The sequence below is a fragment of the Nostoc sp. DedQUE05 genome (genome assembly GCF_034530955.1).
Lineage (GTDB): Bacteria > Cyanobacteriota > Cyanobacteriia > Cyanobacteriales > Nostocaceae > Nostoc.
In genome coordinates this window covers 25,034-52,027 of record NZ_JAVRCB010000021.1, presented here as the reverse complement: position 1 = coordinate 52,027, position 26,994 = coordinate 25,034, and the positions used below count along the sequence as shown (strand labels likewise).

At 44.0% G+C, this 26,994-nt stretch carries 16 protein-coding genes and 1 pseudogene; 11 read left to right on the top strand and 6 right to left on the bottom strand.

The features are described 5' to 3' along the window. Positions 1–5 precede the first annotated feature (5 nt). The 3 genes from RMZ42_RS17245 to RMZ42_RS17235 all read left to right on the top strand — a co-directional run bounded on the left by RMZ42_RS17245 (position 6) and on the right by RMZ42_RS17235 (position 4,363). The gene (locus RMZ42_RS17245) at positions 6–1,850 is read left to right on the top strand and encodes a tetratricopeptide repeat protein (RefSeq protein WP_322672529.1); all 1,845 of its coding nucleotides are present in this window, start codon (positions 6–8) and stop codon (positions 1,848–1,850) included. A gap of 479 nt (positions 1,851–2,329) precedes the next feature. Continuing rightward, complete coding sequence (locus RMZ42_RS17240) at positions 2,330–3,109, top strand: class II aldolase/adducin family protein (protein ID WP_322672528.1); 780 nt, start codon at positions 2,330–2,332, stop codon at positions 3,107–3,109. Between the two features lie 153 nt (positions 3,110–3,262). Beyond that, positions 3,263–4,363 carry an LLM class flavin-dependent oxidoreductase gene (locus RMZ42_RS17235; RefSeq protein ID WP_322672527.1) on the top strand — a complete coding sequence of 367 codons (1,101 nt, stop codon included), beginning with the start codon at positions 3,263–3,265 and terminating at the stop codon, positions 4,361–4,363. 104 nt (positions 4,364–4,467) lie between these two features. Here the strand turns inward: RMZ42_RS17235 and RMZ42_RS17230 are convergent, their stop codons facing one another. Continuing rightward, positions 4,468–5,820 (bottom strand): N-acetylmuramoyl-L-alanine amidase, encoded by a 1,353-nt coding sequence (locus RMZ42_RS17230; RefSeq protein ID WP_322672526.1) that lies wholly within the window; start codon positions 5,818–5,820, stop codon positions 4,468–4,470. Positions 5,821–6,013: 193 nt separating this feature from the next. Between RMZ42_RS17230 and dnaG the strand changes: the two genes are divergently transcribed. Beyond that, positions 6,014–7,969 carry a DNA primase gene (gene dnaG / locus RMZ42_RS17225; protein ID WP_322672525.1) on the top strand — a complete coding sequence of 652 codons (1,956 nt, stop codon included), beginning with the start codon at positions 6,014–6,016 and terminating at the stop codon, positions 7,967–7,969. Positions 7,970–8,034: 65 nt separating this feature from the next. On the opposite strand, the gene RMZ42_RS17220 is transcribed toward dnaG, so the two are convergent. Then, positions 8,035–8,766, bottom strand: a complete 732-nt coding sequence (locus RMZ42_RS17220; RefSeq protein ID WP_322672524.1) for an MBL fold metallo-hydrolase — start codon at positions 8,764–8,766, stop codon at positions 8,035–8,037. 194 nt (positions 8,767–8,960) lie between these two features. On the opposite strand from RMZ42_RS17220, the gene RMZ42_RS17215 reads away from it, so the two are divergent. Then, positions 8,961–10,484, top strand: a complete 1,524-nt coding sequence (locus RMZ42_RS17215; protein ID WP_322672593.1) for a site-2 protease family protein — start codon at positions 8,961–8,963, stop codon at positions 10,482–10,484. A gap of 34 nt (positions 10,485–10,518) precedes the next feature. On the opposite strand, the gene RMZ42_RS17210 is transcribed toward RMZ42_RS17215, so the two are convergent. The 3 genes from RMZ42_RS17210 to RMZ42_RS17200 form a co-directional block, all read right to left on the bottom strand. Beyond that, complete coding sequence (locus RMZ42_RS17210) at positions 10,519–11,775, bottom strand: FAD-dependent hydroxylase (protein WP_322672523.1); 1,257 nt, start codon at positions 11,773–11,775, stop codon at positions 10,519–10,521. Between the two features lie 354 nt (positions 11,776–12,129). Further along, positions 12,130–13,008 carry a peptidoglycan recognition family protein gene (locus RMZ42_RS17205; protein WP_322672522.1) on the bottom strand — a complete coding sequence of 293 codons (879 nt, stop codon included), beginning with the start codon at positions 13,006–13,008 and terminating at the stop codon, positions 12,130–12,132. A 224-nt stretch (positions 13,009–13,232) separates the two neighbouring features. Continuing rightward, positions 13,233–13,367: a hypothetical protein gene (locus RMZ42_RS17200; RefSeq protein ID WP_322672521.1), complete on the bottom strand. Its 135-nt coding sequence runs from the start codon at positions 13,365–13,367 to the stop codon at positions 13,233–13,235. 210 nt (positions 13,368–13,577) lie between these two features. Here RMZ42_RS17200 and RMZ42_RS34735 point away from each other — a divergent pair. Continuing rightward, positions 13,578–13,823: pseudogene (locus RMZ42_RS34735) on the top strand (hypothetical protein); the annotation flags it as partial. A 247-nt stretch (positions 13,824–14,070) separates the two neighbouring features. Here the strand turns inward: RMZ42_RS34735 and RMZ42_RS17195 are convergent. Beyond that, complete coding sequence (locus RMZ42_RS17195) at positions 14,071–14,700, bottom strand: DUF4126 domain-containing protein (protein ID WP_322672520.1); 630 nt, start codon at positions 14,698–14,700, stop codon at positions 14,071–14,073. A 604-nt stretch (positions 14,701–15,304) separates the two neighbouring features. Here RMZ42_RS17195 and metH point away from each other — a divergent pair. The 5 genes from metH (at position 15,305) to RMZ42_RS17170 (ending at position 26,877) form a co-directional block, all read left to right on the top strand. After that, entirely contained in the window at positions 15,305–18,832 is a 3,528-nt protein-coding gene (gene metH / locus RMZ42_RS17190; RefSeq protein ID WP_322672519.1) for a methionine synthase, read from the top strand. A 418-nt stretch (positions 18,833–19,250) separates the two neighbouring features. Continuing rightward, entirely contained in the window at positions 19,251–19,892 is a 642-nt protein-coding gene (locus tag RMZ42_RS17185) for a class I SAM-dependent methyltransferase (RefSeq protein ID WP_322663304.1), read from the top strand. 222 nt (positions 19,893–20,114) lie between these two features. After that, positions 20,115–22,100 carry a molecular chaperone HtpG gene (gene htpG / locus RMZ42_RS17180; RefSeq protein WP_322672518.1) on the top strand — a complete coding sequence of 662 codons (1,986 nt, stop codon included), beginning with the start codon at positions 20,115–20,117 and terminating at the stop codon, positions 22,098–22,100. Positions 22,101–22,352: 252 nt separating this feature from the next. Continuing rightward, positions 22,353–22,589 carry a 50S ribosomal protein L28 gene (rpmB, locus tag RMZ42_RS17175; RefSeq protein ID WP_322672517.1) on the top strand — a complete coding sequence of 79 codons (237 nt, stop codon included), beginning with the start codon at positions 22,353–22,355 and terminating at the stop codon, positions 22,587–22,589. Between the two features lie 1,117 nt (positions 22,590–23,706). Continuing rightward, a complete protein-coding gene (locus RMZ42_RS17170) occupies positions 23,707–26,877 on the top strand; it encodes a GAF domain-containing protein (RefSeq protein WP_322672516.1) in 3,171 nt (1,056 codons plus the stop codon). Positions 26,878–26,994: the final 117 nt, after the last annotated feature.

Here is a 26,994-nt window from a genome sequence, read left to right as displayed (position 1 = left end):
CCAAAGTGCCAGACTCTCTGCCATTAAGCGATCGCTATCTTGCCTTAATCGATGAAATTGTCGAAACCACCCTCAAGGGCAAAATTAGCTCTGTAGAACAGGTGTATCAAATGCTGCTTAAAGGAATCTCTTCCGGTACAGGGGAAGTCTTTGAGCTAGCTTTGAGCGATCGCCTGAATTCCCTCCAAAGTCAAGTAGATAACGAAAAAGACGAACTCAAGAAAGCTAAAGCGACTCGCTCTTTGAGAGCCATTAAGACGATTCAAAGTCAATGGCAACGCTGGCAAGAGCAAAACAAAGCAACAGAAGCGATCGCCTCCGCAGTTACAGAAATCACCACAACCCCTGCTGCCGAGCGTCTAGCGACATTTATCCGAGTTACTGACCCGAATCAGAAGTATCCGCTAAATTTACAACAGTTACAGCAGTTGTCCAAGGCATTGCTGCAATTTGCCCAGGCAGATGCTGATTTACAACAATTTTCCGAAGGGATTACCCGTGGTTTAGCTTCTTGGCAGCGATTGCAAGACAACTTGCTCAGTTGGATGTACGAGCAAAAAGAATCTCTGGGGTTTGGCGGTGTACCGGGAGAACGCGGCCCTTGGGCAAGTTGGGCCAAACAACTCAATAGTGAGTTACCCCAAGCACTGCTTCGCACTTTAGCTAGAGAAGAATCCGCAATTGAGTTTGCCGAACGACAGCGTGGTATTACCCTCAGAGATTGGGTGGAAATGGCATTAATTTTACAGTTCTTGCAACGGGGACTAATTAGCTGGTTTGACCAACAAGCTTACGATATTAAGGCTGGGCCAAAGTTGTCTATTTCCACTTTTTTGACCTTTGCGGTGATTTGGAGTCAATTAGCAAGTGGTTTTAGGAGCATTGGGACAATATACAGCGATGCCTGTTCTCAAATCATGCTCCAGATTTTACGAACCTTTGCCCAGCGTCCGTATTTTCCTTTTTACGGCGGGATTTTTGCCTCTTTTACTGGCACTTATTTACGAGATGCCCTAGATTATTTAGATGAACCACTGCGACGAGGCGAGGGAACCCAGGAAAAAGCGCGGATTTTGACACTTTTAGGCTATTCTCAGCGTGCTTTGGGACAATACCAGCGCTCCATTGATTTTCATCAGCAAGCGCTAGAGATAGCCAGAAATGCAGGCGATCGCACCTGTGAAATTGCCAATCTCAACCACCTCAGCCGCACCTACGTACAACAGCAAAATTATGCTGAAGCAATTAATTACAGTCAACGAGCATTAATACTGAGTCGGCAAGCAGGCGATCGCACAGGAGAAGCAAACGCGCTGGTAAATTTGGGTTACAGCGAAGTCATGCAAGCTCAGGAATTGGAAAACTTAGAACCCGAAACCTATGAAGCCGCAATTAATTATTTGGAACAAGGTTTAAAATTATCAGAAAAATTAGGCGATCTGCAAAGTAAAGCCTTATGTGTCAGCAGCTTAGGAATTGCCTATTTAGTAATCGGAGAACACCAAACTGCAATTAAATATCTGGAAGATGGTTTTAAAACAGCGCAAGTTTCCGGTGATTTGTATCTCCAAGGGCGGAACTTAGCTTATTTAGCAGAAGCTTATTATCATCTGCAAAATTCTGAAAAAACTGTTTATACAGGTTGCTTGGGAATGTATCTTTTAGAGCAAATTGCTTCTAATGAGTGGCGTCAAGCAGCAGGATTACTGACAATTTTACAAGGACAAATCGGGGCAGAAGCTTTCCAAAAGTTCTTACAACAACATCGCCCGAAAATTATTGCGGTTATCGGTGTAGATGGTTACGATCACATTCCGCAATTGTTAGAAGAATATAAAGGAGATATGTGAGAACCGAAAAAACCAGGCGATCGCTCCACAGCTTAACAAATCACAACAGTCTCCTCAAGTATATTTTCTAGTAGAACTCTATATCTAGCTTGCTTATTTAAATGAACTGTGGTAATTTCGTTGTAGTTTAAACTACTGTAATTCGATTGAGTTACAGTAGTTTGCTACACTACTCTAGTTAATAAATTTGTTGTCAATAGGTAGTCGAAAAGTTGATATCAGTAAATTAGTAACGTATTTACGGTTATTAGCCAAAAGTTATTTGTAGCATTGTCCACTAGACATGATTGAACAATACGTCTTTGCAGCGATAAAAACTGCGTAGTTTACCGCCGTAGGCATCGCCCACCGAGCCATAATTCTTTGTTGTTATCGCTAGTTTAATGGTGAAGCGATCTCTATCGACAAACCTTGACGCTTTCAGCAGCAGTGAGGCAACGCTGTAGGTCTACCCAATCCATACGTAGGAGTTGAAAATTATGGTGCAAACTTCTCTCGTCCGCCCCAGCAATCCCTTTCAGCCACCGACCTTCGTTTCCATTGAATCAGAGCGTCGCCATCGCCAAGAACGCTTGGCAGCAGCTTTTCGGGTATTTGCGCGTTTGGGTTTTGCTCAAGGATTGGCAGGACATATCACTGCCCGCGATCCCGAACTTACCGATCATTTTTGGGTAAATCCCTTTGGGATACACTTCAGTCGCATTCGCGTATCAGACCTGATATTGGTGAATAGTGAAGGTCAGGTAGTCCAAGGTGAAGGCAAAGTTAGTCAAGCAGCATTTGCCATTCACTCTCAAATCCACGAAGCCCGCCCTGATGTCATCGCAGCGGCTCATGCTCATTCTTTCTATGGCAAAACTTGGTCATCTTTGGGTCGGTTGCTCGATCCGATTACCCAAGATTCCTGTGCTTTTTACCAAGATCATGCTCTATTTGATGATTTTACAGGCATTGTCTTAGAAACAAGCGAAGGAAAACGCATTGCCCAGGCACTAGGAACGAGCAAAGCGGCGATTTTACGCAACCACGGAATATTGACCGTGGGACACAGTGTGGATGAAGCCGCTTGGTGGTACATCAGGTTAGAGGATACCGCTAAGGCGCAATTGCTAGCAGAAGCTGTAGGAAAACCCATCCTGATTGACCACGACATCGCCTTAAAGATCCAACAACGCGGTGGTACTCACCAAGCAGGCTGGGGTGGATTCCAGTATTTATGGGATGAAATTACCCACGACCAACCAGACTTATTGGATTAGGTATTAGGGAATAGGGATTGGGCATTGGGAAAGACAAGGCAGGAGGCAGAAGTTCTACAATGTTTGAATTTTGAATTTTGAATTTTGAATTTTGAATTTTGAATTTTGAATTGATTTCTCCCCTGCTCCCCAACATTTTTAGGAGAATTAATTATGCCAATTGAATTTATTGGATTGATTCGCACAAAACCGACTTCGGAATTAAATAGTGCATCAGGTGGTCTGGGCGATGACATCATCGATCCAGCTTATGTTCGTGAATTTGCCAAAGCCCATGAAGAAGGAGGCTTTGACAAAGTATTGATTGGCTATAGTTCTAGTAGCCCGGATGGTTTGACTGTTGCTAGTTTCGCAGCTTCAGCAACCGAGCGATTGGGCTTTTTAATTGCTCATCGTCCGGGTTTTGTGGCACCAACTCTGGCAGCTCGCAAGGCAGCTACCCTTGACCATTTTACCAACGGTCGGATCGCAATCCATATTATTACCGGTGGCAGTGATGCCGATCAGCAGAAAGATGGCGATTGGCTAGATCATGACAGCCGTTACCGTCGCACCGATGAATATTTAGAAATTGTTCGTCGTGTCTGGACAAGCGACACTCCCTTTGATTACGAAGGTGAATTCTACCGCATCAAGGATGCTTTCTCTGCGATCAAGCCGCTGCAAAAGCCCTACATCCCGCTTTACTTTGGTGGTGCATCTGGGCCAGCCGTACAGGTAGGAGCCAAACACAGTAATGTCTATGCCTTGTGGGGTGAGCCAATTGCCGCAGTTAAAGAACGAATTGCAGAGGTGCGTGCTGCCTTACCACTCGATCGCTCCATTCGCTTCAGTGTCTCTCTGCGACCGATTCTTGGTGCTACAGAACAACAGGCTTGGGAAAAAGCACATAGTATTTTAGCGCGAATTCAAGAGTTACGAGGAGGCGCAAAATTAGCTACCCCAGCTAGACCACAGGCGGTAGGATCGCAACGTCTGCTAGATTTTGCCGCCAAAAATGAGATTTATGATAAGCGTCTATGGACACCGATCGCCGCAGCTACTGGTGCGGCAGGTAACACTACTGCTCTAGTAGGTACACCAGAACAAGTAGCAGAGGCTTTGGTTGATTATTACGATGCAGGTGTGACTACTTTATTGATTCGGGGCTTCGATCCTTTAGAGGATGCGATCGCTTATGGGCGTGATGTTATACCTTTAGTACGTGCAGAAGTCGCACGACGAGAACGGCAAACAGTTGGAGTCAGCAGTTAATACCCCGGTAAACAAAGATAAACTAGGCTAAAGCCCTCTTGCTTCTTGCTTTATTCCAACTACAAATTTTGACGCAGACCTACTTGGAATAATTTACTCAATACTCAAAGAAGTCCTGCTGATTCATATAATCGTTTAAGCATTGCTGAAATTTTTGTACCATAATCTAAATCTGCTGACCATCGCCCTGATAGCTGATCGATTAATGGCGCAATCCCGCGTGTGACAAAACGAAATCTGGGATCTACTACTTCCTGTACCAAAGGTTCTAAACTAGCGTAAGCTTTCAAATGTTGAACGTGCGCCCTAACTCCAATTCTCGCACTTGGGAAAGACGCAGCCTCCGAACCGCCACCGATCGCACCTAAGCCTGCAAAGTTATTTTGCTCAGGTTTAATATCACCACCAAACCGTAAAAATCCCGTTTCTACACACATTTGGCAAAAGGCAATATCATAGTTCACTCCCTCTATACCTGCTTCTTCCCGATAAAGTTTGGGGATGTCAGGAAACTTTGTTATAGCATTTTCATTATTATTTCTTAAAAATAATTGTAACTGTACTTCGGAAGTATTACCGTTCGACATTACCCGCGAAAATTGACCGGGGCAAACTACTAAATTCGAGCGCAAGCTAACAGTACGCGTCGCCGCATCCCAATTAACTGCAACATTAAAATCTCGCAGCTCGATTGCTTTGACATAAACTACTTTGTGATAGGTAATGCGATTGACATTAGCCGCTTTTGAAAGGTCAATTCGGAGAAGGTCTACTAAATCAATGGGGATGTAAGCATTCCCATTAACTAAAATTCCTTGCTCGGTGTAACTTTGTCCATTAATATTAATATTAATAGGTGGATAATTTACTTCGGCTGGAGTTCCGGGAGTGGGGTCAATTACACGACTCCAAGTTACCAATCCATCGACAATTCCCAAAGCAAAATCGCGGCGACGAGTTTGTAGCAAAGCCCGATCCTCTGGATTGCTGAGAAACCCCACTTGTATTACCAAAGCTGGCAGCGTTGTCTGACGACAGAATGCTAAACTACCCAATCCACTATCTGTATCTGGCTTGACTCCCCGATTCGGTAATTGGGGTACGCGGCGCAACAATCCTACTAGTAACTGTTCAGCATTGCTCTTGCGATCGCTATTATTAGTGATGTAGAAAACGCTAGCCCCACGCACAGAAGGGCTGTTAGCCGCATTAGCTGCAATTTCAAGGGCGACATCACCCCGGCGGCTGCGGGAATTGATCCAAGAGATAGTTTGGGCGGCGCTTAAGTCATCAGGAACCGCTAAAATTTCCAAACTCCGCGCTCTCAGTTCCGTGACAATCAAATCTCGCAGCAAAATCATTTCTTTTGCTTCACTTGTACCACCTGCGATCGCACCTTGGTCTATTCCTCCTGCTTCTTTGCCTCCATGAGCTGCTGATATAAAAATACGCCCCATTTTCAGTATTTCCTCTGATAAAATTAAGTTTAAGCAATTGTATACATCATTCTTGGTCTAGCAACAAGAATATAATAGCGATCAGAAGTCATTTGTCCTTTGTCCTTTGTCCTTTTTTCAAAGTTAATGCCCAATGACCAATGACCAATGACCAATGACCAATGACCAATGACTAATGACTAATGACTAATATATGCAAATCCCCCGCTTGCACCCAGACACAATTGAGGAAGTTAAACTACGGGCTGATATTGTAGATGTCGTCTCGGAATACGTAGTTTTACGCAAACGAGGAAAGGATTTTGTCGGTTTGTGCCCCTTCCATGATGAGAAATCTCCCAGTTTCACCGTTAGTCAAACCAAGCAAATGTATTATTGCTTTGGCTGTCAAGCTGGGGGAAATGCGATTAAGTTTGTCATGGAGTTGGGAAAGCGTTCTTTTGCTGATGTGGTGCTGGATTTAGCACGGCGTTACCAAGTACCTATACAAACTCTCGAACCCGAACAACGCCAAGAATTACAGCGCCAACTATCTTTGCGCGAGCAGTTATATGAAGTTCTGGCTTCCTCAGCACAGTTTTATCAACACGCCTTGAGACAATCCCAAGGACAAAAAGCACTTCAATATTTGCAATCTAACCGCCAACTCAAAGAAGAAACTATACAGCAATTTGGTTTAGGTTATGCTCCCGCAGGATGGGAAACTCTTTATCGTTATTTAGTGGATGATAAACATTACCCAGTGCAAATACTGGAAAAAGCGGGATTGATTAAGCCACGCCGGGAAGGTGGTGGGTATTATGATGTATTTCGCGATCGCTTGATGATTCCCATCCGTGATGTTCAAGGGCGCGTCATTGCCTTTGGTGGGAGAACTTTGACTGATGAACAGCCTAAATATTTGAATTCACCCGAAACCGAACTTTTTAGTAAAGGTAAAACCTTATTTGCCCTCGATCGAGCCAAAGATGGTATTTCTAAACTCGATCGAGCCGTGGTGGTGGAAGGATATTTTGATGCGATCGCTCTCCACGCCGCTGGTATTAATAACGCTGTTGCCTCACTCGGTACAGCTTTAAGCTTAGAACAAGTCCGGTTAATATTACGCTACACCGAATCAAAACAATTAATACTCAACTTTGATGCTGATAAAGCTGGAATCAATGCCGCAGAACGGGCGATTGGTGAAATTGCCGAACTCGCATACAAGGGCGAAGTTCAGCTAAAAATTCTCAATTTACCCGATGGCAAAGATGCTGATGAATACTTGCATAGTCACACTCCAGAAGATTATGGAGAACTGCTAAAAAATGCGCCACTTTGGCTAGACTGGCAGATTCAGCAAATTATTCAAGACCGAGACTTAAAACAGGCTACTGATTTTCAGCAAGTAACTCAGCAAATAGTCAAATTACTTAAAAATATTGCTAACAGCGATACACGCAACTATTACGTTTCTTACTGTGCAGAAATACTCAGTTTAGGAGATACCAGACTTATACCCTTAAGAGTCGAAAATCTGTTAACTCAAATTGCTCCGGCTGCGGCTACATATTCTAGGCCTGTGTCAGCGAAGAAAGCATGGGGAGGTGGCAAATCCTCACTGTCCATTCCCAACTCCTCACTCCCTACAGAACGCAGCCTTTTAGAACACGCAGAGGCATTATTATTGCGAATTTACTTGCATTGTCCCGAACAGCGTCAAATGATTGTTGACGAACTAGAGGAGCGAGATTTGCAATTTAGTCTTTCCCACCACCGATTTTTATGGCAACAGATTTTAGAAATTTCATCCGGTGATGGAGAGACAAAAAACTTTGCGTCTCTACCAAATTTAATTTCCCGCCTCCAAGATCGGTTTTTAGAATTTGACAGCGAAATTGGGTTAATTTCCCATTTATTTCATGTGGATGAAAAAAACCAGAAAGAAATACTGCGGACTGGGCAAGTAGTTCAAGCTGCGATCGCTTGTATGGATTTAGTGATGCTTGAAAAACGCTATCGTCACTTTTTGGAACTATGGCAACAAACCGATCCAGAAGCGGAACCAGAGCGCTATGAATACTATTATCAGGCTTTCTACACTGAAAAAATCAAGCTTCAACAAATAGACCGACAACGCTTGTTTTCCATCACCGAGCTGTTATAGTCTTGCACTCACGCTCAACCTAAATATTGATTAGTAGGGGTGCAAGGCCTTGCGCCCCCCTACTTCTAAAATGGTTGTATCCCCAGCAAAGTTAGTAAATCCAGAGAGGCGAGGTGTTGATAAGCTCGATCTATAACTCGCTTACCTCTAAGAAATCCTGTATTAGCTCCAGGACAAATATACTGGAGAGTTTCTGGTGTAAAACGTTCTAACAATAATCGAAGACTCTGAATTTGCCTTGGCCAGTGAAAGGTTTTAGCTGTCCGTAATGGTACTGCTTGACCGTGCTGGTTAGGGAGTAAATGGCGACCAGAAAATAATATACCCCCAAGTTCGCTGTAGTAGAGACAAGATGAGCCGGGAGAATGCCCTGGTGTCCAAATCACTTGCATAGCTGCATCAAGAGTAAATTCTTGTCTAAAGGTAGTTACGGTTAAGCCTGGTAATAAATACGCTTCTTGCTCTTGAATCAGCACCTCGCAGCCAAAAGCTTGCTGAAATTCAGCAGTCTTGCCAATAGCACCGCGATGGGTGACAAATAACCAACGCACGCCTCCATGCGCTGCTAAAAAATCTTGATTTGTTTTTTCTAGTGCAGGGCAATCTATGAGGATATTGCCTTCATTTCTTACAATAAAATAAGAGGTTCCCCCTAATGTGTCCCGATTGGGTGGAAAGGCAAAAATGCTCTCTTGTGCGAAGTCCGATTGCAGAGAACCTCCGCTGAGAACTTCGTCAGGGAAGACAGCCCGTGGTGGCTTAGTTGTATGACTTGGCTGTTGAGGTAAAGGGCACATAATCAAAGAACCGAAACTGAGGAGTTGTGGACAATTTGATGACAGTGTGGAAATTCTCAAGAATTGCAACTTGAGCGTTAACCAGCACTGTTAACCGTTGTGAAAAAAAATTGGGATTTGAGGTCTGCCTTGTAGTTAATGCTATGGTGCTGAAGCTACTGGTGGGGCGTTTTGTCAAAATTACTGAAGAGAACATGGCATTTTGGTTTCTGTTTATCCTCCTGCTGGGGCTTGCTACTTATCTAATGGTGCAGCGCAGCGTTGCTCGCATCACCCGCACACCAGTATGGTTGTTGTGGCTGGTTTTAATGACACCAGCATTTCTGTTGAGCGGATGGACGCTCATCTACGGAGCGAAACAACCTCCACCGCCAGGGCTGATCCTCTGGTCAGTATTTGTCTGCACAGTCTTGTACTGGGTGTTGTTTCAATGGGGGCGTCAAGTACCAAGAGATACGCAGACAGACGAAGCCCAAACCCCAGCCTCAGAATCACAACCGACTATCCAGCCTATCCCAGAACCAATAGTGCGTCCCATTGAACCAGCCGAAGAAACTCAACTGCGAAATTGTTTTCCTTGGTCTGTATACTACGTTCAAAATATTGAGTATCGTCCACAATCTGTGATTTGCCGGGGTCAGTTGCGAACTAAAGCTAGCAACGCTTACCAGCAGATTAAAACTAATATTGAAGCACAATTTGGCGATCGCTTCTTGCTGATTTTTCAAGAAGGCTTCAATGGCAAACCTTTCTTTGTCCTAGTTCCCAACACTCAAGCTGCGAAACAGACAGATACACCACGACGCAACCAGGAACGATTAACTCGACCAGGATTAGCGCTGATACTGCTAGTAGCTACTTTGATCACTACTACCTTGGTGGGAGTGCAAAATACTGGTGTTACTCTGCCGCCTATCTGGCAAATTGGATCTTTGTTCAAACTTCTATCTAACCCAGATGTCCTATTCAAGGGATTGCCTTATGCTTTAGGACTGATGGCTATTTTGGGCACTCACGAACTTGGGCATTATTTAACAGCTAAATTTTACAAGATTCGCTCGACGTTGCCTTACTTTATTCCCGTGCCTTTCTTCTTGGGAACTTTTGGCGCATTTATTCAGATGCGTAGTCCTATTCCCAACCGCAAAGCTTTATTTGATATTAGTATCGCTGGGCCAATTGCAGGTTTTGTTGTCACCTTGCCACTACTAATATGGGGTTTGGCTCATTCTGATATAGTTTCCCTGACTGAAAAAACCCGACTTTTAAATCCTGATGCTCTCAATCCTAAATATTCAATTTTACTGGCTATACTCTCGAAGTTAGCTTTGGGAAGTCAGTTAACAGCAACATCAGCCCTCGATTTGCATCCAGTTGCAGTAGCAGGTTTTTTAGGACTAGTTGTCACAGCGTTAAATTTAATGCCTGTGGGACAATTAGATGGAGGTCACATTGTCCATGCGATGTTTGGACAACGAACTGCGATCATAATTGGTCAAATCGCTCGTGTGTTGTTGCTGTTACTTTCTTTAGTTCGGGAAGAATTTTTGGTGTGGGCGATTATCTTATTATTTATGCCGTTGATTGATGAACCTGCACTGAATGATGTCACTGAATTAGATAACAAACGTGACGTTTGGGGGTTACTGGCAATGGCTTTGTTGATTGTAATTATTTTGCCATTACCGCAAGCGATCGCAAACTTTTTGCAAATTTAAAAAGTAAACATATCAGCGATCGCATTCTCAAACTTTATCGTTTTGCTAATTCTGGAGTCCGCCCTTTTAAGCCAATCATCAATTTCAGCATAAATACTTTTAATATAGGTACTCGCTGCAAGAACCATAAACCCAAGCGACGAACTACCACCACGGGGAAGAAATTATTAGAGAACATCCGATCTAACAAATCGGTGAAACCTAAAATTGTCAGATTCTCTAGCTTGCGCCAGCGTTCATAACCTTTGAGAATCTGAATATCGCCAATATCTTTACCCGCTTTGTGCGCTGCTTGAATTACTTGCGCCAAAGCTGCGGCATCCCGAATACCCAAATTTAAACCTTGTCCGCCGACGGGATGGCAATTGTGCGCCGCATCACCAATTAATGCCAGTCGCGGGAGAACATAGCGATCGCTTTGCATGAGTTGTACTTGAAAAACAAAGCGATCGCCTAGTAATTCCAATTTTCCCATCCGATCGCCATAGCGGCGGCTTAGTTCTGCCAAAAATTGCTCATCATTTAAAGCACACAAAGCTTTTGCTTCTTCATGGGGGGCTGTCCAGACAATGCGGCAACGGTTCCCCGGTAAAGGTAAAATCGCAAAGGGCCCGCTAGACCAAAATCTTTCGTAAGCGGTGTTATTGTGGGGTTTTTCTGGTTTGACAAAGGCGACGATGCAAGATTGCCAATATTTCCAGCCAGAGGTTTTGATTCCAGCAGCTTGCCGAATTGGCGATCGCGATCCATCTGCTGCTACAACTAATTTGCTGCGAACTGTCTTGAGGCGATCGGCAACTTTTATCTCAATGGCGACTATATTCTGCTGGTATTGCGTATTTACCACTTCCGCCGGACACAAATAAGTCACATTGGGGCAATCTTGGACGAAATCTTGCAACGGCTGCAACAAAGCTTGGTGTTCCGCTACATAACCCAACTCTGCTGTATTTATATCATCTGTGGTAAATTCCACCACATCGGGGTGATCGGCATCTGAAAGACGGACTCGGCAATACTTGGCTATTTGAGGTAACATTTTGTCCCAAACGCCAATTCCTTGATAAATTAGCGACGAAAGTTTGTGAACTGCATAAGCTTGTCCCTTGGCTACCGCCGCAGATGCTACTTTCGCCTCAATTAGCAAGACACTCAAGCCAGAATCTTTTAAAGCAGAGGCTAGAGTTAACCCAATAATCCCACCGCCGACAATTACCAGATCGTATTCATATCCCCGCTCATTTGGCGGTGTTAATTGAGGGGAAATTTGCTCAAGCTGCGTTGTGGTCATTGTTAAGTTAGATTACAGCGTCTTAACTCTTATTTTGACGCGATCGCGCCTTCTTGAGCAAGTTTACAATTCAAAATTAAAGACAGCCCTCATCCCCTAACCCCTTCTCCCAACATGGGAGCTACGGTGTATACACAAGTCAAATTACCCCCCTTAATCCCCCCTTATCAAGGGGGGAAACAGGAAATTTAGTTCCCTCCCCAATACATACGGGGAGGGTTAGGGTGGGGTAAAACTGACACGAAGAACCACGTGAGTAAACTATTTCAGACTTGTGTATACACCGTAGCTCAAACTTGGGAGAGGGGCTGAGGGCAAAATATGGCAAGATCCCAGCCCACAAGATTGAATAATTTATTTGCTGACTCGATAGACTGGTCTAACCTGACGATAAGTATTAAGTAAGCTCAGAAATTTCTGACCATCAAAACTTATCGGGTCAACTTTTTTACCAGAACGGTCTACTAAATGGTGCGTAGTGATGCGATCGTCTGGAACTTGACTTTGAGCAATTAACCAAGCAAGAGAATGATATTGAGCCTCCGTGTAGCCGCTATGGGTTTGTTGGCTGCTACTGTCATAACTATCTGGCGGTGTTTCCAAAGAGACGTGATAAGCAAAATTATTCACAGACGCGGGTAAAGTCGGATTAGTCTGCACAGTTTCCACTCCCTGTGGGGTCTCAAACACAGAGTTAGCTGCACCAAAAGCCCGCTTGTCTGGGGGTACTAGATAAACCACCGTTCCGTCTAACTTGATTAAAGCGTGGTAACTTGCTTGCACACTTTCATCGTTATGGGCTACTTGAAAGAAATTGATGGCGCTAGAAGCTGAATAACCAGTTTCATGGATGACGATAATTGGTTGGTTGCTGAGAGGAATGCCATTAACATCTTGGGCGTAACGTTCACCGTAGTTACTTGGATCGACTGAGACAACTTGATAATTAGGTCTGTACTGTGCAAAAGCTTGAGTGGTTATGTATCTTGCGACAGGCTGGTTAGTCTTGACTGGGGACTTGATAACATTTTGAAATTTCTTCTCTGGCTCTTTCGCTGATTGAAATTGCGCCTGGGGATATTTACTGAAAGCTGTAACCTGTGGATTGGCTGCACGGGAGGTTGTCGGATTGTTGTGTAATTTTGTTGCTCGTCCAATTAGCAGCACTACAATTAGAGTGGCGAACATCAGCCAGATTAGTAGCACTCTAGTCACCCAGTCTGTAAACTTCATTTTTCTAATACCCGTAAAACCGTAGATATTAATTTATAGCTAAACTGGCGTGTCAGTTGTAGAGGCGCACTTCTGTAAACCCCCTACCGCTTATAGTATCCAAATAATAATCGCTATAATACCTTAATTCTAGTCAAATATACCTTGAGAATCCCTGCAATAGTGCTGTTAAAAGCTATTTAATTTCAATGCTGTGGGTAGTGGATTGGTGGGTGTGAAAATCTTCATCGTGTAGCGCTCTTAATGATTTGCCTGATTTGTGGCGGTAGGCTGCTCAATTGATTGCCAGAGAGGGATAGATGCGTTGCCTTTTCCCTGGCAGCTTGTTCAATAATTTGCAACAGTTCTTCGTTTGTCACCTGCAAACCTCACCAACTCTGTAGCGATATTTACCAGCTTAGTGTATCGCAGGTTATGGGGAGTAAGGCTAGATTAATGTGTTCTATCTGCGTAGAAAGGGCTGTAATATTTAAATTTGCAGGGTGCTTAGGATACAATACTTGTCGTAGGCGATCGCTTGGCAATAACATTTACTCCTTAACGGAGTTCAAAGACTCGTTAACGGAGCTAAAAGACTCGTTAACGGAGTTCAAAGACTCGTTAACGGAGCTAAAAGACTCATTCACGGAGCTAAAAGACTCGTTAACGGAGTTCAAAGACTCATTCACGGAGTTCAAAGACTCGTTAACGGAGTTCAAAGACTCATTCACGAGTATAAAAGACTCGTTAACGGAGCTAAAAGACTCATTCACGAGTATAAAAGACTCGTTAACGGAGTTCAAAGACTCATTCACGAAGTTCAAAAGGTGTGCTAGCGCGAAAGCGTAACACATCCTACAACTACGATCGCTTTATAATTGCGATCCTAAATCATTCGTGAAAAATTAGATCCCCGACTTGTTCGAGAAGTCGGGGATGTGGACATCGCGCATTTTCACAACTCATTTAGGATTGATATAATTGCGATGTCTACGATGGTCACTGAGCTTGTCGTTCGCGGAGCGTCTCGTAGAGAAGTGCGGGCTATTCGGCGTCGCAGCTATAAAACAAATCCATAAGTACTTATCCCAATTCTCTTGATGGAGAAACGGTTTCGTTAATTTGAGAAGATGGTTTATTCAAGAAGAAATTCCAAATTCTTTGAATAGCTATTATTAGAAAACCAATCACGATCGTTCCTGCTACCACTGGCAAAGCTAGCGCCAGCACAGACAGTCCGATAGCGATGAGCAACTCAATAGTTGACACAACAGGATTGGTTAATCCACCGGAAACGCCTGTAGAACTTATCCGCAATATATTCGTTAATCCCTGAGTTAATCCTGCGGTTCCACCACCAGCAACTAAAGCTAATGTCCATTGCGCCAGTGGATTCATCTCTGGAGCAACAGATGCTGTGACGATTGTCCCGGTGATAAATGCCGCAGGAGTGGCAACAACATCCAGCAGATGATCCAACCAAGGAATGTAATAACCGATAATTTCTAGCGAACAAGCGACTGCAAAAACAATTACAGCTTGAGGTGTTTCCACCCAATCAAAGTTAGTTGGCAAATCTAAATGTCCAAAAACTGAAGCCACACTCAATGCTAGCAGTGGTACAAATACTCGAAAGCCAGCCGCCGCGCTCAAACTAATCCCCAGTAATAATTCAATAAATGTATTGAGATTGAACAAAGAATTTAAATCCATAGTAAGACTCAAGTTATACTCCTAGTGTTTTTTCCATCTTTGAGCTGAACGGAGTAACAACTCTAAGCTGTGATCCCAAGATAAGAAACTTGGCAGAAATATTTCATCTGACTATATGTAGAATCAGTTAAATCCCACCTGTGTCAATACTGCGTAGGTTTTGCCTAAAAAATAACTCCAATGTAGGTTGCGTTTCGTTCCTCAGTGAATTACCCCCCTTAATCCCCCCGATATATTGGGGGGAAATAAAAAATCCAGTTCCCTCCCCTTTATAAGGGGAGGGTTAGGGTGGGGTAAAAGCTTGGTTAATAAGCTATTTCAGACTTGTATGTAAACCGTAGCCTTAGCAAGGGGAGAGGAGACAAAGCGTATCTTTGGTGGGGTTCTTCGGCTCTAATAAGCAATCAAGCCACATGATATAAGGACGCTTTTGCATAATTCTGTTATCGCCAACCTTGATAAATCAGGTCAAAATGAGCCAATGGTGAGTTTCAGGAAAACAGACTTTATGAAAAGATGCCGAAAATATCACAATCTTGGAAAATAATAAAGTAAGTCGAGTATCACAAGACTCACTTGATATCCTCATTTATTCTAGGAAAATATGACTCATTCTTTCCTTGAACGCCTGCGTAGTCCAGATAGCCCAGTCCTCGTTTTCGACGGGGCGATGGGAACCAACTTACAAACCCAAAACCTGACTGCTGAAGACTTCGGCGGCCCACAGTATGAAGGTTGTAACGAATACTTAGTCCACACGAAACCGGAAGCTGTGGCTAAGGTTCACCGCGACTTTCTCGCTGCTGGTGCAGATGTCATTGAAACCGATACCTTCGGCAGTACATCCCTGGTGCTGGCAGAATATGACTTGGCAGACCAAGCTTATTACCTCAGCAAGACAGCCGCAGAATTGGCGAAGCGTGTGGCTGCGGAATTCTCCACGCCAGAAAAACCCCGGTTTGTGGCAGGTTCCATCGGCCCGACAACGAAACTCCCAACTTTGGGACACATTGACTTTGACACCATGAAAGCTACTTTTGCGGAACAAGCAGAGGCGCTGTGGGATGGCGGTGTCGATTTATTTTTGGTGGAAACTTGCCAAGATGTGCTGCAAATTAAGGCGGCGCTGAATGCCATTGAAGAAGTGTTTGCCAAAAAAGGCGATCGCCGTCCGTTGATGGTGTCTGTGACAATGGAAAGCATGGGCACAATGTTGGTTGGTTCAGAAATCAGTGCTGTGCTAACAATTCTGGAACCTTACCCAATAGATATTCTCGGTCTAAACTGTGCCACTGGCCCAGACTTGATGAAACCACATATCAAGTATTTGTCAGAACATTCACCTTTCATCGTTTCCTGTATTCCCAACGCGGGTTTACCTGAAAACGTTGGCGGTCAAGCGCACTACCGCCTGACACCGTTAGAATTACGGATGTCATTGATGCATTTTGTTGAAGATTTGGGTGTCCAAGTGATCGGGGGTTGCTGTGGGACACGTCCAGAACACATTCAACAATTGGCAGAAGTAGCTAAAGGTCTGAAGCCAAAAGTTAGACAACCAAGTTTAGAACCAGCAGCAGCATCAATTTACACCACTCAGCCCTACGACCAAGATAATTCCTTCTTGATAGTTGGCGAACGTCTCAACGCCAGTGGTTCCAAGAAGTGCCGCGATTTGCTAAACGCCGAAGATTGGGATGGACTCGTTTCAATGGCGAGGGCGCAAGTAAAAGAAGGCGCACACATCCTTGATGTCAACGTCGATTATGTGGGACGCGACGGTGTGCGGGATATGCACGAATTAGTTTCGCGCATTGTTAATAATGTGACATTGCCTTTAATGCTCGACTCCACCGAATGGGAAAAGATGGAGGCAGGTTTAAAGGTTGCCGGTGGTAAGTGTTTGCTGAATTCCACCAACTACGAAGATGGGGAACCGCGCTTTTTGAAGGTGCTGGAGTTAGCGAAAAAATATGGTGCTGGTGTAGTCATTGGTACTATCGATGAAGATGGGATGGCGCGGACAGCAGACAAAAAGTTTGCGATCGCCCAACGTGCATACCGTCAAGCTGTAGAATATGGCATACCACCCACAGAAATATTCTTTGATACCCTAGCGTTACCCATTTCCACCGGGATTGAAGAAGACCGAGAAAACGGTAAAGCCACAATTGAATCTATCCACCGGATTCGTCAAGAATTGCCTGGATGCCATGTGATTTTGGGTGTTTCCAATATTTCCTTTGGTTTAAATCCAGCCTCACGGATGGTGCTAAACTCAGTATTTTTGCACGAAGCGACGACGGCGGGAATGGATGCAGCCATTGTCAGCGCTAACAAAATTTTACCGTTATCGAAGATTGACGCCCGCCATCAAGAAATCTGTCGCCAGTTGATTTATGATGAGCGGAAGTTTGAGGGTAATGTTTGCGTTTACGATCCCTTGGGAGAGCTTACCACAGCGTTTGCCGGGGTGACAACTAAGCGCGATCGCTCCTTAGATGAAAGTCTCCCCATCCCAGAACGTCTCAAACGTCACATCATCGATGGCGAACGCATCGGCTTAGAAGAACATCTGAAAAAAGCCTTAGAAGAATATCCCCCCTTGGAGATTATCAACACCTTCCTGCTAGATGGCATGAAAGTTGTCGGGGAATTATTCGGTTCTGGACAAATGCAGCTACCCTTCGTTTTGCAATCTGCGGAAACCATGAAAGCGGCGGTGGCGTTTCTCGAACCGTTCATGGAAAAATCAGAATCGGGTAACAATGCCAAGGGAACCTTTATCATTGCCACAGTCAAAGGCGATGTCCACGACATTGGTAAAAACTTGGTGGATATCATCTTGTCCAACAACGGCTACAAGGTGATTAACTTGGGGATTAAGCAGCCGGTGGAAAACATCATCAACGCTTACGAACAGCATAAAGCTGATTGTATTGCAATGAGTGGTTTGCTGGTAAAATCCACCGCCTTCATGAAAGAGAATTTGGAGGTATTCAACGAAAAGGGAATTAGTGTCCCTGTGATTTTAGGTGGTGCGGCGTTAACTCCCAAGTTTGTCTATGATGATTGCCAAAATACCTACAAAGGTAAAGTTGTTTATGGCAAAGATGCCTTTTCTGACTTGCACTTCATGGATAAATTAATGCCAGCAAAGGCAACTAATAACTGGGAAGATTTGCAGGGATTTTTGAACGAAGTTGAAACTGCTGAAGTTTCGACTAATGGCCACAAAGAACCAAAAGCGACAACTGCTGAAGAAACATCTGCTGAACCAAAAGTAGTAGATACAAGGCGTTCCGAAGCTGTGGCAATAGATATTGAACGTCCCACACCGCCTTTCTGGGGAACGAAGTTATTGCAGCCTAGTGATATTCCCATCGAAGAAATATTCTGGCACTTGGATTTACAAGCTTTGGTTGCTGGACAGTGGCAATTCCGCAAACCAAAGGAACAATCTAAGGAAGAATATCAGGCTTTCTTAGCGGAGAAAGTGTACCCAGTTTTAGAAAGTTGGAAACAGCGGATTATTGAGGAGAATCTGTTACATCCGCAGGTGATTTACGGATATTTCCCTTGTCAAGCCGAGGGGAATTCTCTACATATATATGACTCAGAAAGTCAATCACAACAGATTGCAACTTTCGAGTTTCCCAGACAAAAGTCTTTAAGGCGGCTGTGCATAGCAGATTTCTTTGCACCGAAGGAGTCGGGAATTATTGATGTCTTCCCAATGCAAGCGGTGACTGTCGGGGAAATTGCCACAGAGTTCGCTCAAAAGTTGTTTGCTGCCAATCAATACACCGATTATCTGTATTTCCACGGTATGGCGGTGCAGGTGGCGGAAGCTGTAGCTGAGTGGACACACGCTAGAATTCGCCGGGAGTTAGGTTTTGCTGCTGAGGAACCCGATAATATTCGGGATATATTAGCACAACGCTATCGTGGCTCGCGGTATAGTTTTGGGTATCCAGCTTGTCCAAATATCCAAGACCAATACAAGCAACTGGAGTTATTGCAGACTGACAGGATTAACTTGTATATGGATGAAAGCGAACAACTTTATCCAGAACAGTCTACCACTGCGATTATTACCTATCACCCGTTAGCCAAATACTTTAGCGCGTAAAATCCTACTCGTTAAAGTAATACGTTTGGTGTTAGTGATATTTTGCCCTGAAAAATCCCCCTTCAAAGCCTCTCTTCTTCTAGGCTACGGTGTGTATACAAGTCCTTCTCACCCCCTCTAACTCCCCCTTGCTAAGGGGGAGAACCGGATATTTCCCTCCTTAGTAAGTAGCAGAACCGGATATTTCTCCCTTGTAAAGGGGGAGAACCGGATATTTCCCCCCAATACATCGGGGGGATTAAGGGGGGTAAATCCAAGGTTTGGGCTTCATTACCAAGATGTGTGTGTACCGTAGCCTTCTAGGAGATGTAGTGTATACAAACGAAACAAGGTACTGTTACTTTGAAGATTGTTCCGGGAATCCTGTAGTTGTATACCCACCAATTTTGTTAATCTCTCAGCTTAGGTAGGCTTATTTATGCAACTCATCAGCTCGTTAGATATTAGAAATTCAGAATATTTATCCAAAAATCGCCTCATCAGTTATCATCACCAGTTGCGTCTAATTTTTTCGCTGGGTAATCAGGTAAAAAACGTTCTGGAAATTGGGATTTTTAATTCTCTATTAACAGATATCTTGAAGAATAATGGATACAACGTTTCCACTGCTGATGTTGACCCCAGCCTCAAACCAGAAATAATTTTGGATTTGACTACAGATTTTTCCTTACCAAAAGATAAATTTGATGCGATTGTCCTGTTTCAAGTTCTGGAACACTTTCCCTACCCTCAGTCAGAAGAAGCATTGAGAAAACTTGCTATTGCAACCAAGAAATTTTTGGTGATTTCGATTCCCTATTGCACTCAATACCTCTCGTTTCAGGTGAAAACCTCTTTCTCAGGCAGACCAAGGCATTTACTATTCAATGTGCCAAAATTCTGGAGTACAACGCCAGTATGTGACGAACACTGCTGGGAAATGGGTTTGAAAGGATATCCGAAAACGCGGATTTTAAACTCTGTTGCCAAAGCTGGGTTAACTGTTAAGCAAGAATTTATCGATCCCAGTTATCCCTACCATTATTTTTTGGTGTTGGAGAAGAATTCTAGTAATACTTAAACGGCAATCTGTGGGGAGTGGGGAGTCGGAAGTAGGGGAATCCGAATCAGAAAATGGCGGCAAACAATGCTCAAAAAACGAGCGATCGCCTAAGCTATGCTTTTAAAATCCTAATTGGTATCATGCCCTTCTGTGTTCTCCGGGTTTATCCTGGAAAACAGAGGGCTAGGTTGTATTACCTACTATCATCGTTTCAGATACTAACATCGAAAATTACCAATTATGCTAGAACAAGGCACTATCAGTATTCATACTGAGAATATTTTCCCGATCATCAAGAAGTCGCTTTACTCAGATCACCAAATATTCTTGCGGGAACTGGTATCCAACGCTGTAGACGCCATCCAAAAGCTAAAAATGGTATCCCGCGCCGGCGATTATGCTGGAGACATCGGCGAACCAGAAATTGAAATTGCCATTGACAAAGATAAGAAAACTCTATCAATTTCCGATAACGGTATCGGGATGACCGCAGATGAAGTTAAGAAATATATCAATCAAGTTGCCTTCTCTAGTGCTGAAGAATTTATTCATAAATATGAAGGCAAATCAGATCAACCGATAATCGGCCACTTCGGTCTTGGTTTCTACTCTTCCTTCATGGTGGCGCAAAAGGTAGAAATTGATACCCTTTCCTATCAAGAAGGGGCGCAGGCGGTTCACTGGACTTGTGATGGTTCCCCAGCTTTCACTCTCGAAGAATCTTCCCGAACAACTCGCGGTACTACTATTATTCTCAGCCTGCAAGGGGAAGAAGAGGAATTTCTCGAATCTGCACGAATTAAGAATCTTGTCAAGACATACTGCGACTTTTTGCCAGTCCCAATTAAACTAGATGGCGAAGTAATAAATAAGCAAAAAGCACCGTGGCGAGAGTCTCCGAGTAATCTGACTCAAGAAGATTATTTAGAGTTTTACCGCTACCTGTATCCTTTTCAAGAAGAACCTTTGTTATGGGTACATCTAAATACAGACTATCCCTTTATCATCAACGGGATTCTGTATTTCCCGAAAATGCGACCGGATGTAGATGTTACCAAAGGGCAGATCAAGCTATTTTGCAATCAAGTTTTTGTTAGTGACAACTGCGAAGAAATTATCCCGCAATTTCTGATGCCGATGCGGGGTGTGATTGATAGTACCGATATTCCCCTAAACGTATCGCGTAGTGCCTTGCAAGGCGATCGCACCGTGCGCAGAATTGGTGATTATATTGCCAAAAAAGTAGGCGATCGCCTCAAAGAACTTTTCCGCGATAATCGTGAACAATACATTAGCGCCTGGAAAGACCTCGGCACTTTCGTAAAATTTGGTGTTCTCAACGACGAGAAATTCAAAAAACAAATCGAAGATATCATCGTCTTCCGCACCACTGCCAAGTTGACAGAAAAAGTTGCGGCTGAAACGCCAGTGGTTGAAGTCCAATCTTCAGACGGGGATGCTTGGCAAGATGTCACTCCTGCACCCAGTTCTGACTCAGCACCCAGCGCTCCCTATACTACGCTGAAAGAGTATCTAGAACGCAACAAAGAACGCAACGAAAATCGGGTTTTCTACAGCACCGATGAAGCAACCCAAGCTACATACATAGAATTGCACAAAAATCAAGGTTTGGAAGTCCTGTTTATGGACTCCTTCATTGATACCCACTTTATCAACTTCCTAGAGCGAGAATATCAGGATGTCAAGTTTACGCGGGTAGACTCAGATTTAGATAACACTCTGCTGGAACAAGATAAAGATAAGGAAATTGTCGATCCCAAGACGAACAAAACTCGGAGCGAGACGATCAAAGAGTTATTTGAGAAATCCCTCAACAAACCCAAACTCAACATCCGTATCGAAGCGTTGAAATCAGACGATCCTCAAGGGACACCACCTGCGATCGTGCTTTTACCAGAGATTCTCCGCCGCCTGCGGGAAATGAACGCCATGATGCAGCAGCAGTCAGCAGAGTTTCCCGAAGATCACATTTTGCTGGTGAATACTGCTCACCCGCTAATTCAAAATCTGGCTAATCTGAACCAAGGTAGTATCATTCAAGGTAACGGTGAATCATCTACAGATCAGTTAGTCAACTTGATTTGTCAACACGTCTACGATTTAGCGCTGATGTCTCAGAAAGGATTTGACGCAGAGGGAATGAAATCCTTCGTCGAGCGATCGAATGAGGTACTCACCAAGCTGACGGAACAAGCGAGTAAATAGTGCTGAGTGCTGAGTGCTGAGTGCTGAGTGCTGAGTAGGAAGTTAAGAGTTAGGAGTTAGGAGTTAGGAGTTATTTTTCCCCTGCTCCCCCGCTCCCCTGCTCCCTTGCTCCCCTGCCCCCTTGCTCCCCTGCTCCCCTGCCCCTATGCCCCTCTGCCCCTCTGCTCCCCCTCCTCATCTCCCCACTTCTGCTGCCTAAGACCTAAAATGGAAAGGCTGTATTAATAAAATAACAATCTGGAGATAGTTGCTATGTCCCGTCGCTGTGAACTAACTGGTAAGAAGGCAAATAACGCTTTTGCTGTTTCCCACTCCCACCGCCGTACTAAACGCCTTCAGCAGGCTAATCTGCAAGACAAGCGTGTTTGGTGGGAAGGCGGAAATCGCTGGGTAAGATTAAAATTGTCTACCAAAGCAATTAAAACCCTACAAATTAATGGGTTAGAAGCAATGGCAAAAGAAGCTGGGATTAACCTGAATCATTACTAAGTAATCCAGATTTCATAGCCCGAAACTTTTGTAGGTTGGAATATATAGCGGTTCTTGCTTGGGTACAGTACAGTTTTGACCTCTCTCCAAACCTCTCTCCTAAAAGGAGAGAGGCTTTGAATCTTACTCGCCAACGCTAGTAGGGAAGGGGCTGGGGGTTAGGTTTGTATTCTATGCAATTGGGAATCGCTATAGGTGATTCTTAGGGGCGCACAGCTAGCTGTGCGCCCCTAATGTTTATTAACGTGAGTTCGACGGATAGAAAAGCGCAAAAAGCTTGCTATGTATGGATTAGCTTAACTGAACGTGAGTTCGACAAGCCCTTTTTTGACCTCTCCCCCAACTCTCCGACACGGAGAGGCAGGGCTGTTTCATTCCCTAAAAGTCCTTAATTTACAAGCGTATCAGTCAAAAAAATCAGGTTGTTAACAATCCAATTCAGACAAAAACCAGGCGATCGCACTTAAATTTATCGGTTGAAGCCGTAATTTTTCGATTACCAACTTACTCAAATTTTTTGCTGATACTGTTGACAAAATCGCGATCTGAACGAATGAAACAGCCCTGCACGGAGAGGGGAGCCAAAACCCTAATTTCTCCTTGCTCCTCCCTTTCCCCGTGGGAGAGGGAGGTTGGGAGGGAGAGGTTCATCGAACTCACGTTGATTTAGCAGGCAAGAGGCAAAATAAAGAAGACTCTTTGAATTATACTGAGCTTTTTGACGCAATCAATATGAGTTATTTATGTAATTTTTACACTACGGGTAAATCGCGGTATCTCTAAATAAAAATACTTACCAGTTTTCTATTTTTCATAATTAAAGTTAGACCCTCTATACCCAAAACTAATGATGAATTGATTTTGTAATTGCTCAACACTATTAACAAGAGGCTGAGATAGAGATTACCTAAATAAATAGAAAAGCTACCCGACCTAAAACGACTATAGAACTAGGCAAAATAAGCCTTGATAGTAAAGCTATGAAATAAAATCCATAAACTAAAAACCGCAGAGGAAACTACAAGTAATCAAGACTCTCCACTAACCAAGACTAGTTGAGCAATTACAAATAAACAAGGGAATACTGAAAGCAGGTAGTCTATTTTATTTATAATTTATGACAGCGAACAGTTATGAAGCATCAAAACACTTAGACCTGCAAGAGTGTCACAAACAGCTACAGCTAACGGTTCAATATCAAAAAATATTGGCGAGGATTCTGGCTAAGATTCGTGCATCTGTAAACATCGAATCTCTATGTTCGACTTCTTGCCAAGATATTTGTCGGCAATTGAAGATTGAGCGAGTTGCAATCTACCGCTTTAATGAAGATTGGAGCGGTAGTTTTATTGATCGCTTGGGCTTTGCAGAACATCCTTGGGATGCATTGACCGCCTTTGGACAGGACTTGGTGTGGCAAGATTCGCATTTGCAAGAAACCCAAGGCGGACGATATCGCAAAAATGAGCCGTTTGCTGTAGCTGACATTTACGATGCAGGGCACGCTCGCTGTCATATTGAAGTATTAGAACAGTTTCAGATTCGGGCGTATGCGATCGCACCGATTTTTATTGGTGCAAAATTGTGGGGAATGCTGGCAGCCTATCAACACTCCGCTCCTCGGCAATGGTGTCCTCACGAAGTTGAATTTTTCGCTCAAGCTGCCAGCCATCTTGGTCTAGCAATGCAGCAGACAGAAACCCTAGAACAAACCAAACAACGCACAGCAGAACTGCAAGATGCGATCGCACGGCAACGTGCTTTGACGGAAGTAGTAGGAAATATTCGCTCCTCTGTGAATACCGAAATTATTCTAGACACTGCCTGTCAAGAACTCTGCAAACTCCTGAAGCTAGAGCGGTCAGCAATTTACCGCTTTAATGAAGACTGGAGCGGCGAATTTGTCAGCCAATTCGGCATGGTAGAGGCGCAGTGGGATAGAATCAATCCCTTTGGCAAAAATCTCGTTTGGCAAGATACCCACCTTCAAGAAACGAAAGGTGGACGCTACCGCAATAACGAAAGTTTTGTTGTCAACGACATCTACCAAGCCGGACACTCGCGTTGTCACATCGATATTCTGGAGCAATTCAAGATTCGGGCATATACCTTAGCGCCCATCTTCATCGGGCCAAAACTGTGGGGACTGATAGCAGCCTATCAACACTCCGGGCCGCGCCAATGGGCAAATTACGAAGTTGAATTCCTGGGACAAGTAGGGGCACAATTGGGAGTCGCGATTCAGCAAGCCGAGAATTTGGCTCAGTCGAAACAACAAGCTTCTGCCCTACAAGATGCGATCGCAAGGCAACGAGCATTAACTGAAGTGGTTGGGAAAATTCGCTCCTCTTTAAATATTGATTTAATTCTAAAAACTACTTGCCAAGAAGTATGTAAACTGCTGCGAGTTGAGCGAGTTGGCGTTTATCGTTTCAATGAAGACTGGAGTGGCGAATTCGTCAGTAATTTCGGCATGGTTGAGGCACAGTGGGACAGTATTAATCCCTTTGGCAAAAATCTCGTTTGGGAAGATACTCACCTTCAAGAAACCAAAGGCGGACGCTACCGCAACAATGAAAATTTTGCTGTAGAGGATATTTATCAAGCTGGACACTCGCGCTGTCACCTCGATATTTTGGAGCAGTTCAAAATTCGCGCTTATGCGTTAACCCCAATTTTTGTGGGACGGAATTTATGGGGATTGCTGGCAGCCTATCAACATTCTGCACCGCGCCAGTGGGATAGTGTGGAAGTGGAATTTTTGGGACAGGTTGCTAGCCAACTAGGAGTGGCACTGCAAAGTTCTCAAATGGTGACTCAAATTCAAACTCGCGCTGATGAACTGCAACAATCGGCTGAACAGCGCCGGATTTTATTTGATTTGGTCGTCAAAATTCGGGAATCTTTGGATTTGGAGACGATCTTTAAGACTACAGTACAGGAAGTGAGGCGATCGCTAAATACAGATCGAGTCGGTATTTTCCGCTTCGATCCTAATGTTGGTTTTTGTAGCGGTGAATTTATTGCTGAAGATGTCTTACCCAAGTTCGATTCTGCCCTCGCTGTGAAGGTGCAAGACTATTGCTTCGGCGATCAATACGCACCCCAATATCGTCAAGGGCAAGTGCAAGTAATATCTGATGTCAACAGCGTTGGCTCGAAAGTACCTCATCTGGATGTGATTGAGCGATTTCAAGTCAAAGCACAGATTATTGTGCCATTGATGGAAGGGGATGAACTGTGGGGGTTGTTGTGCATTCACCAATGCACCCATACACGTCATTGGGAAGAAGCGGAATTGGAATTTGTCACTCAAGTGGCGGCTCAACTCAGTGTAGCGCTGCGTCAAGCCAACTTATTTCAACAATCTAGTTTGCTGGGTCAAACTCGTGAAGAAGCGAATCAACTCGCCCAAGCACTGAATGAACTGCGTACTGCCCAAATGCAAATTATCCACGCTGAAAAAATGGCCAGTTTGGGGCAACTGGTGGCGGGAGTTGCCCATGAAATTAATAACCCGATTAATTTTATCCACGGCAACTTAGAACACGCTCATCAATACACGCAAGAATTGCTTCGCTATGTGCAACTTTATTGGCATCATTATCCTGATGCCGCACCAGAAATCCAAGAGTTCTTCAAAAAAGCCGAAATAGCGTATTTGGTCGAAGATTTACCTCAATTATTCCAGTCCATGCAGGTCGGCACTGAACGCATTCGGGAAATTGTCACATCTTTGCGGAACTTCTCGCGCCTAGACGAAGCTGACTTCAAACCAGCAAATATTCACGAAGGCATCGACAGTACATTAATGATTTTACAAAACCGTTTGAAGCCTTCAGCTGATAGCCTCACCATTCATGTGAGCAAAGATTATGGTACTTTACCTCTAATAGAATGCTATCCCGGTCAATTGAATCAGGTATTTATGAATTTGCTGTCCAATGCCATTGATGCTCTAGAAGAACGAACTACAAAGGAATCTTCTGAAGCACTGGCAAAAAACCCCTGCAAAATCCGAATTTCTACCTCCCTGCTCAATAAAGATTGGATTGTCATTCGCATCGCCGACAACGGACTCGGCATAGATGAAAAAGTCCTTTCTCGACTGTTCGATCCATTTTTTACTACTAAGGTTGTCGGTAAAGGTACAGGTTTGGGACTGTCTATCAGCTATCAGATAGTTACAGAAAAACACAACGGTAAAATATACTGCCAATCTGAGCTTGGCAAAGGTACAGACTTTGTGATTGAGTTGCCGATTCGTCAGGTAACAACTAAAAAATAACTAGCTAATAGCAATTCTTTATGAAGGCGCATAGAAAGAACCCCACCGCCTGCGGCACCTCCCCTTGCTAAGGGGAGGTTGGGAGGGGTCAAAATAATGTGTAGCCTCATGTAAAAT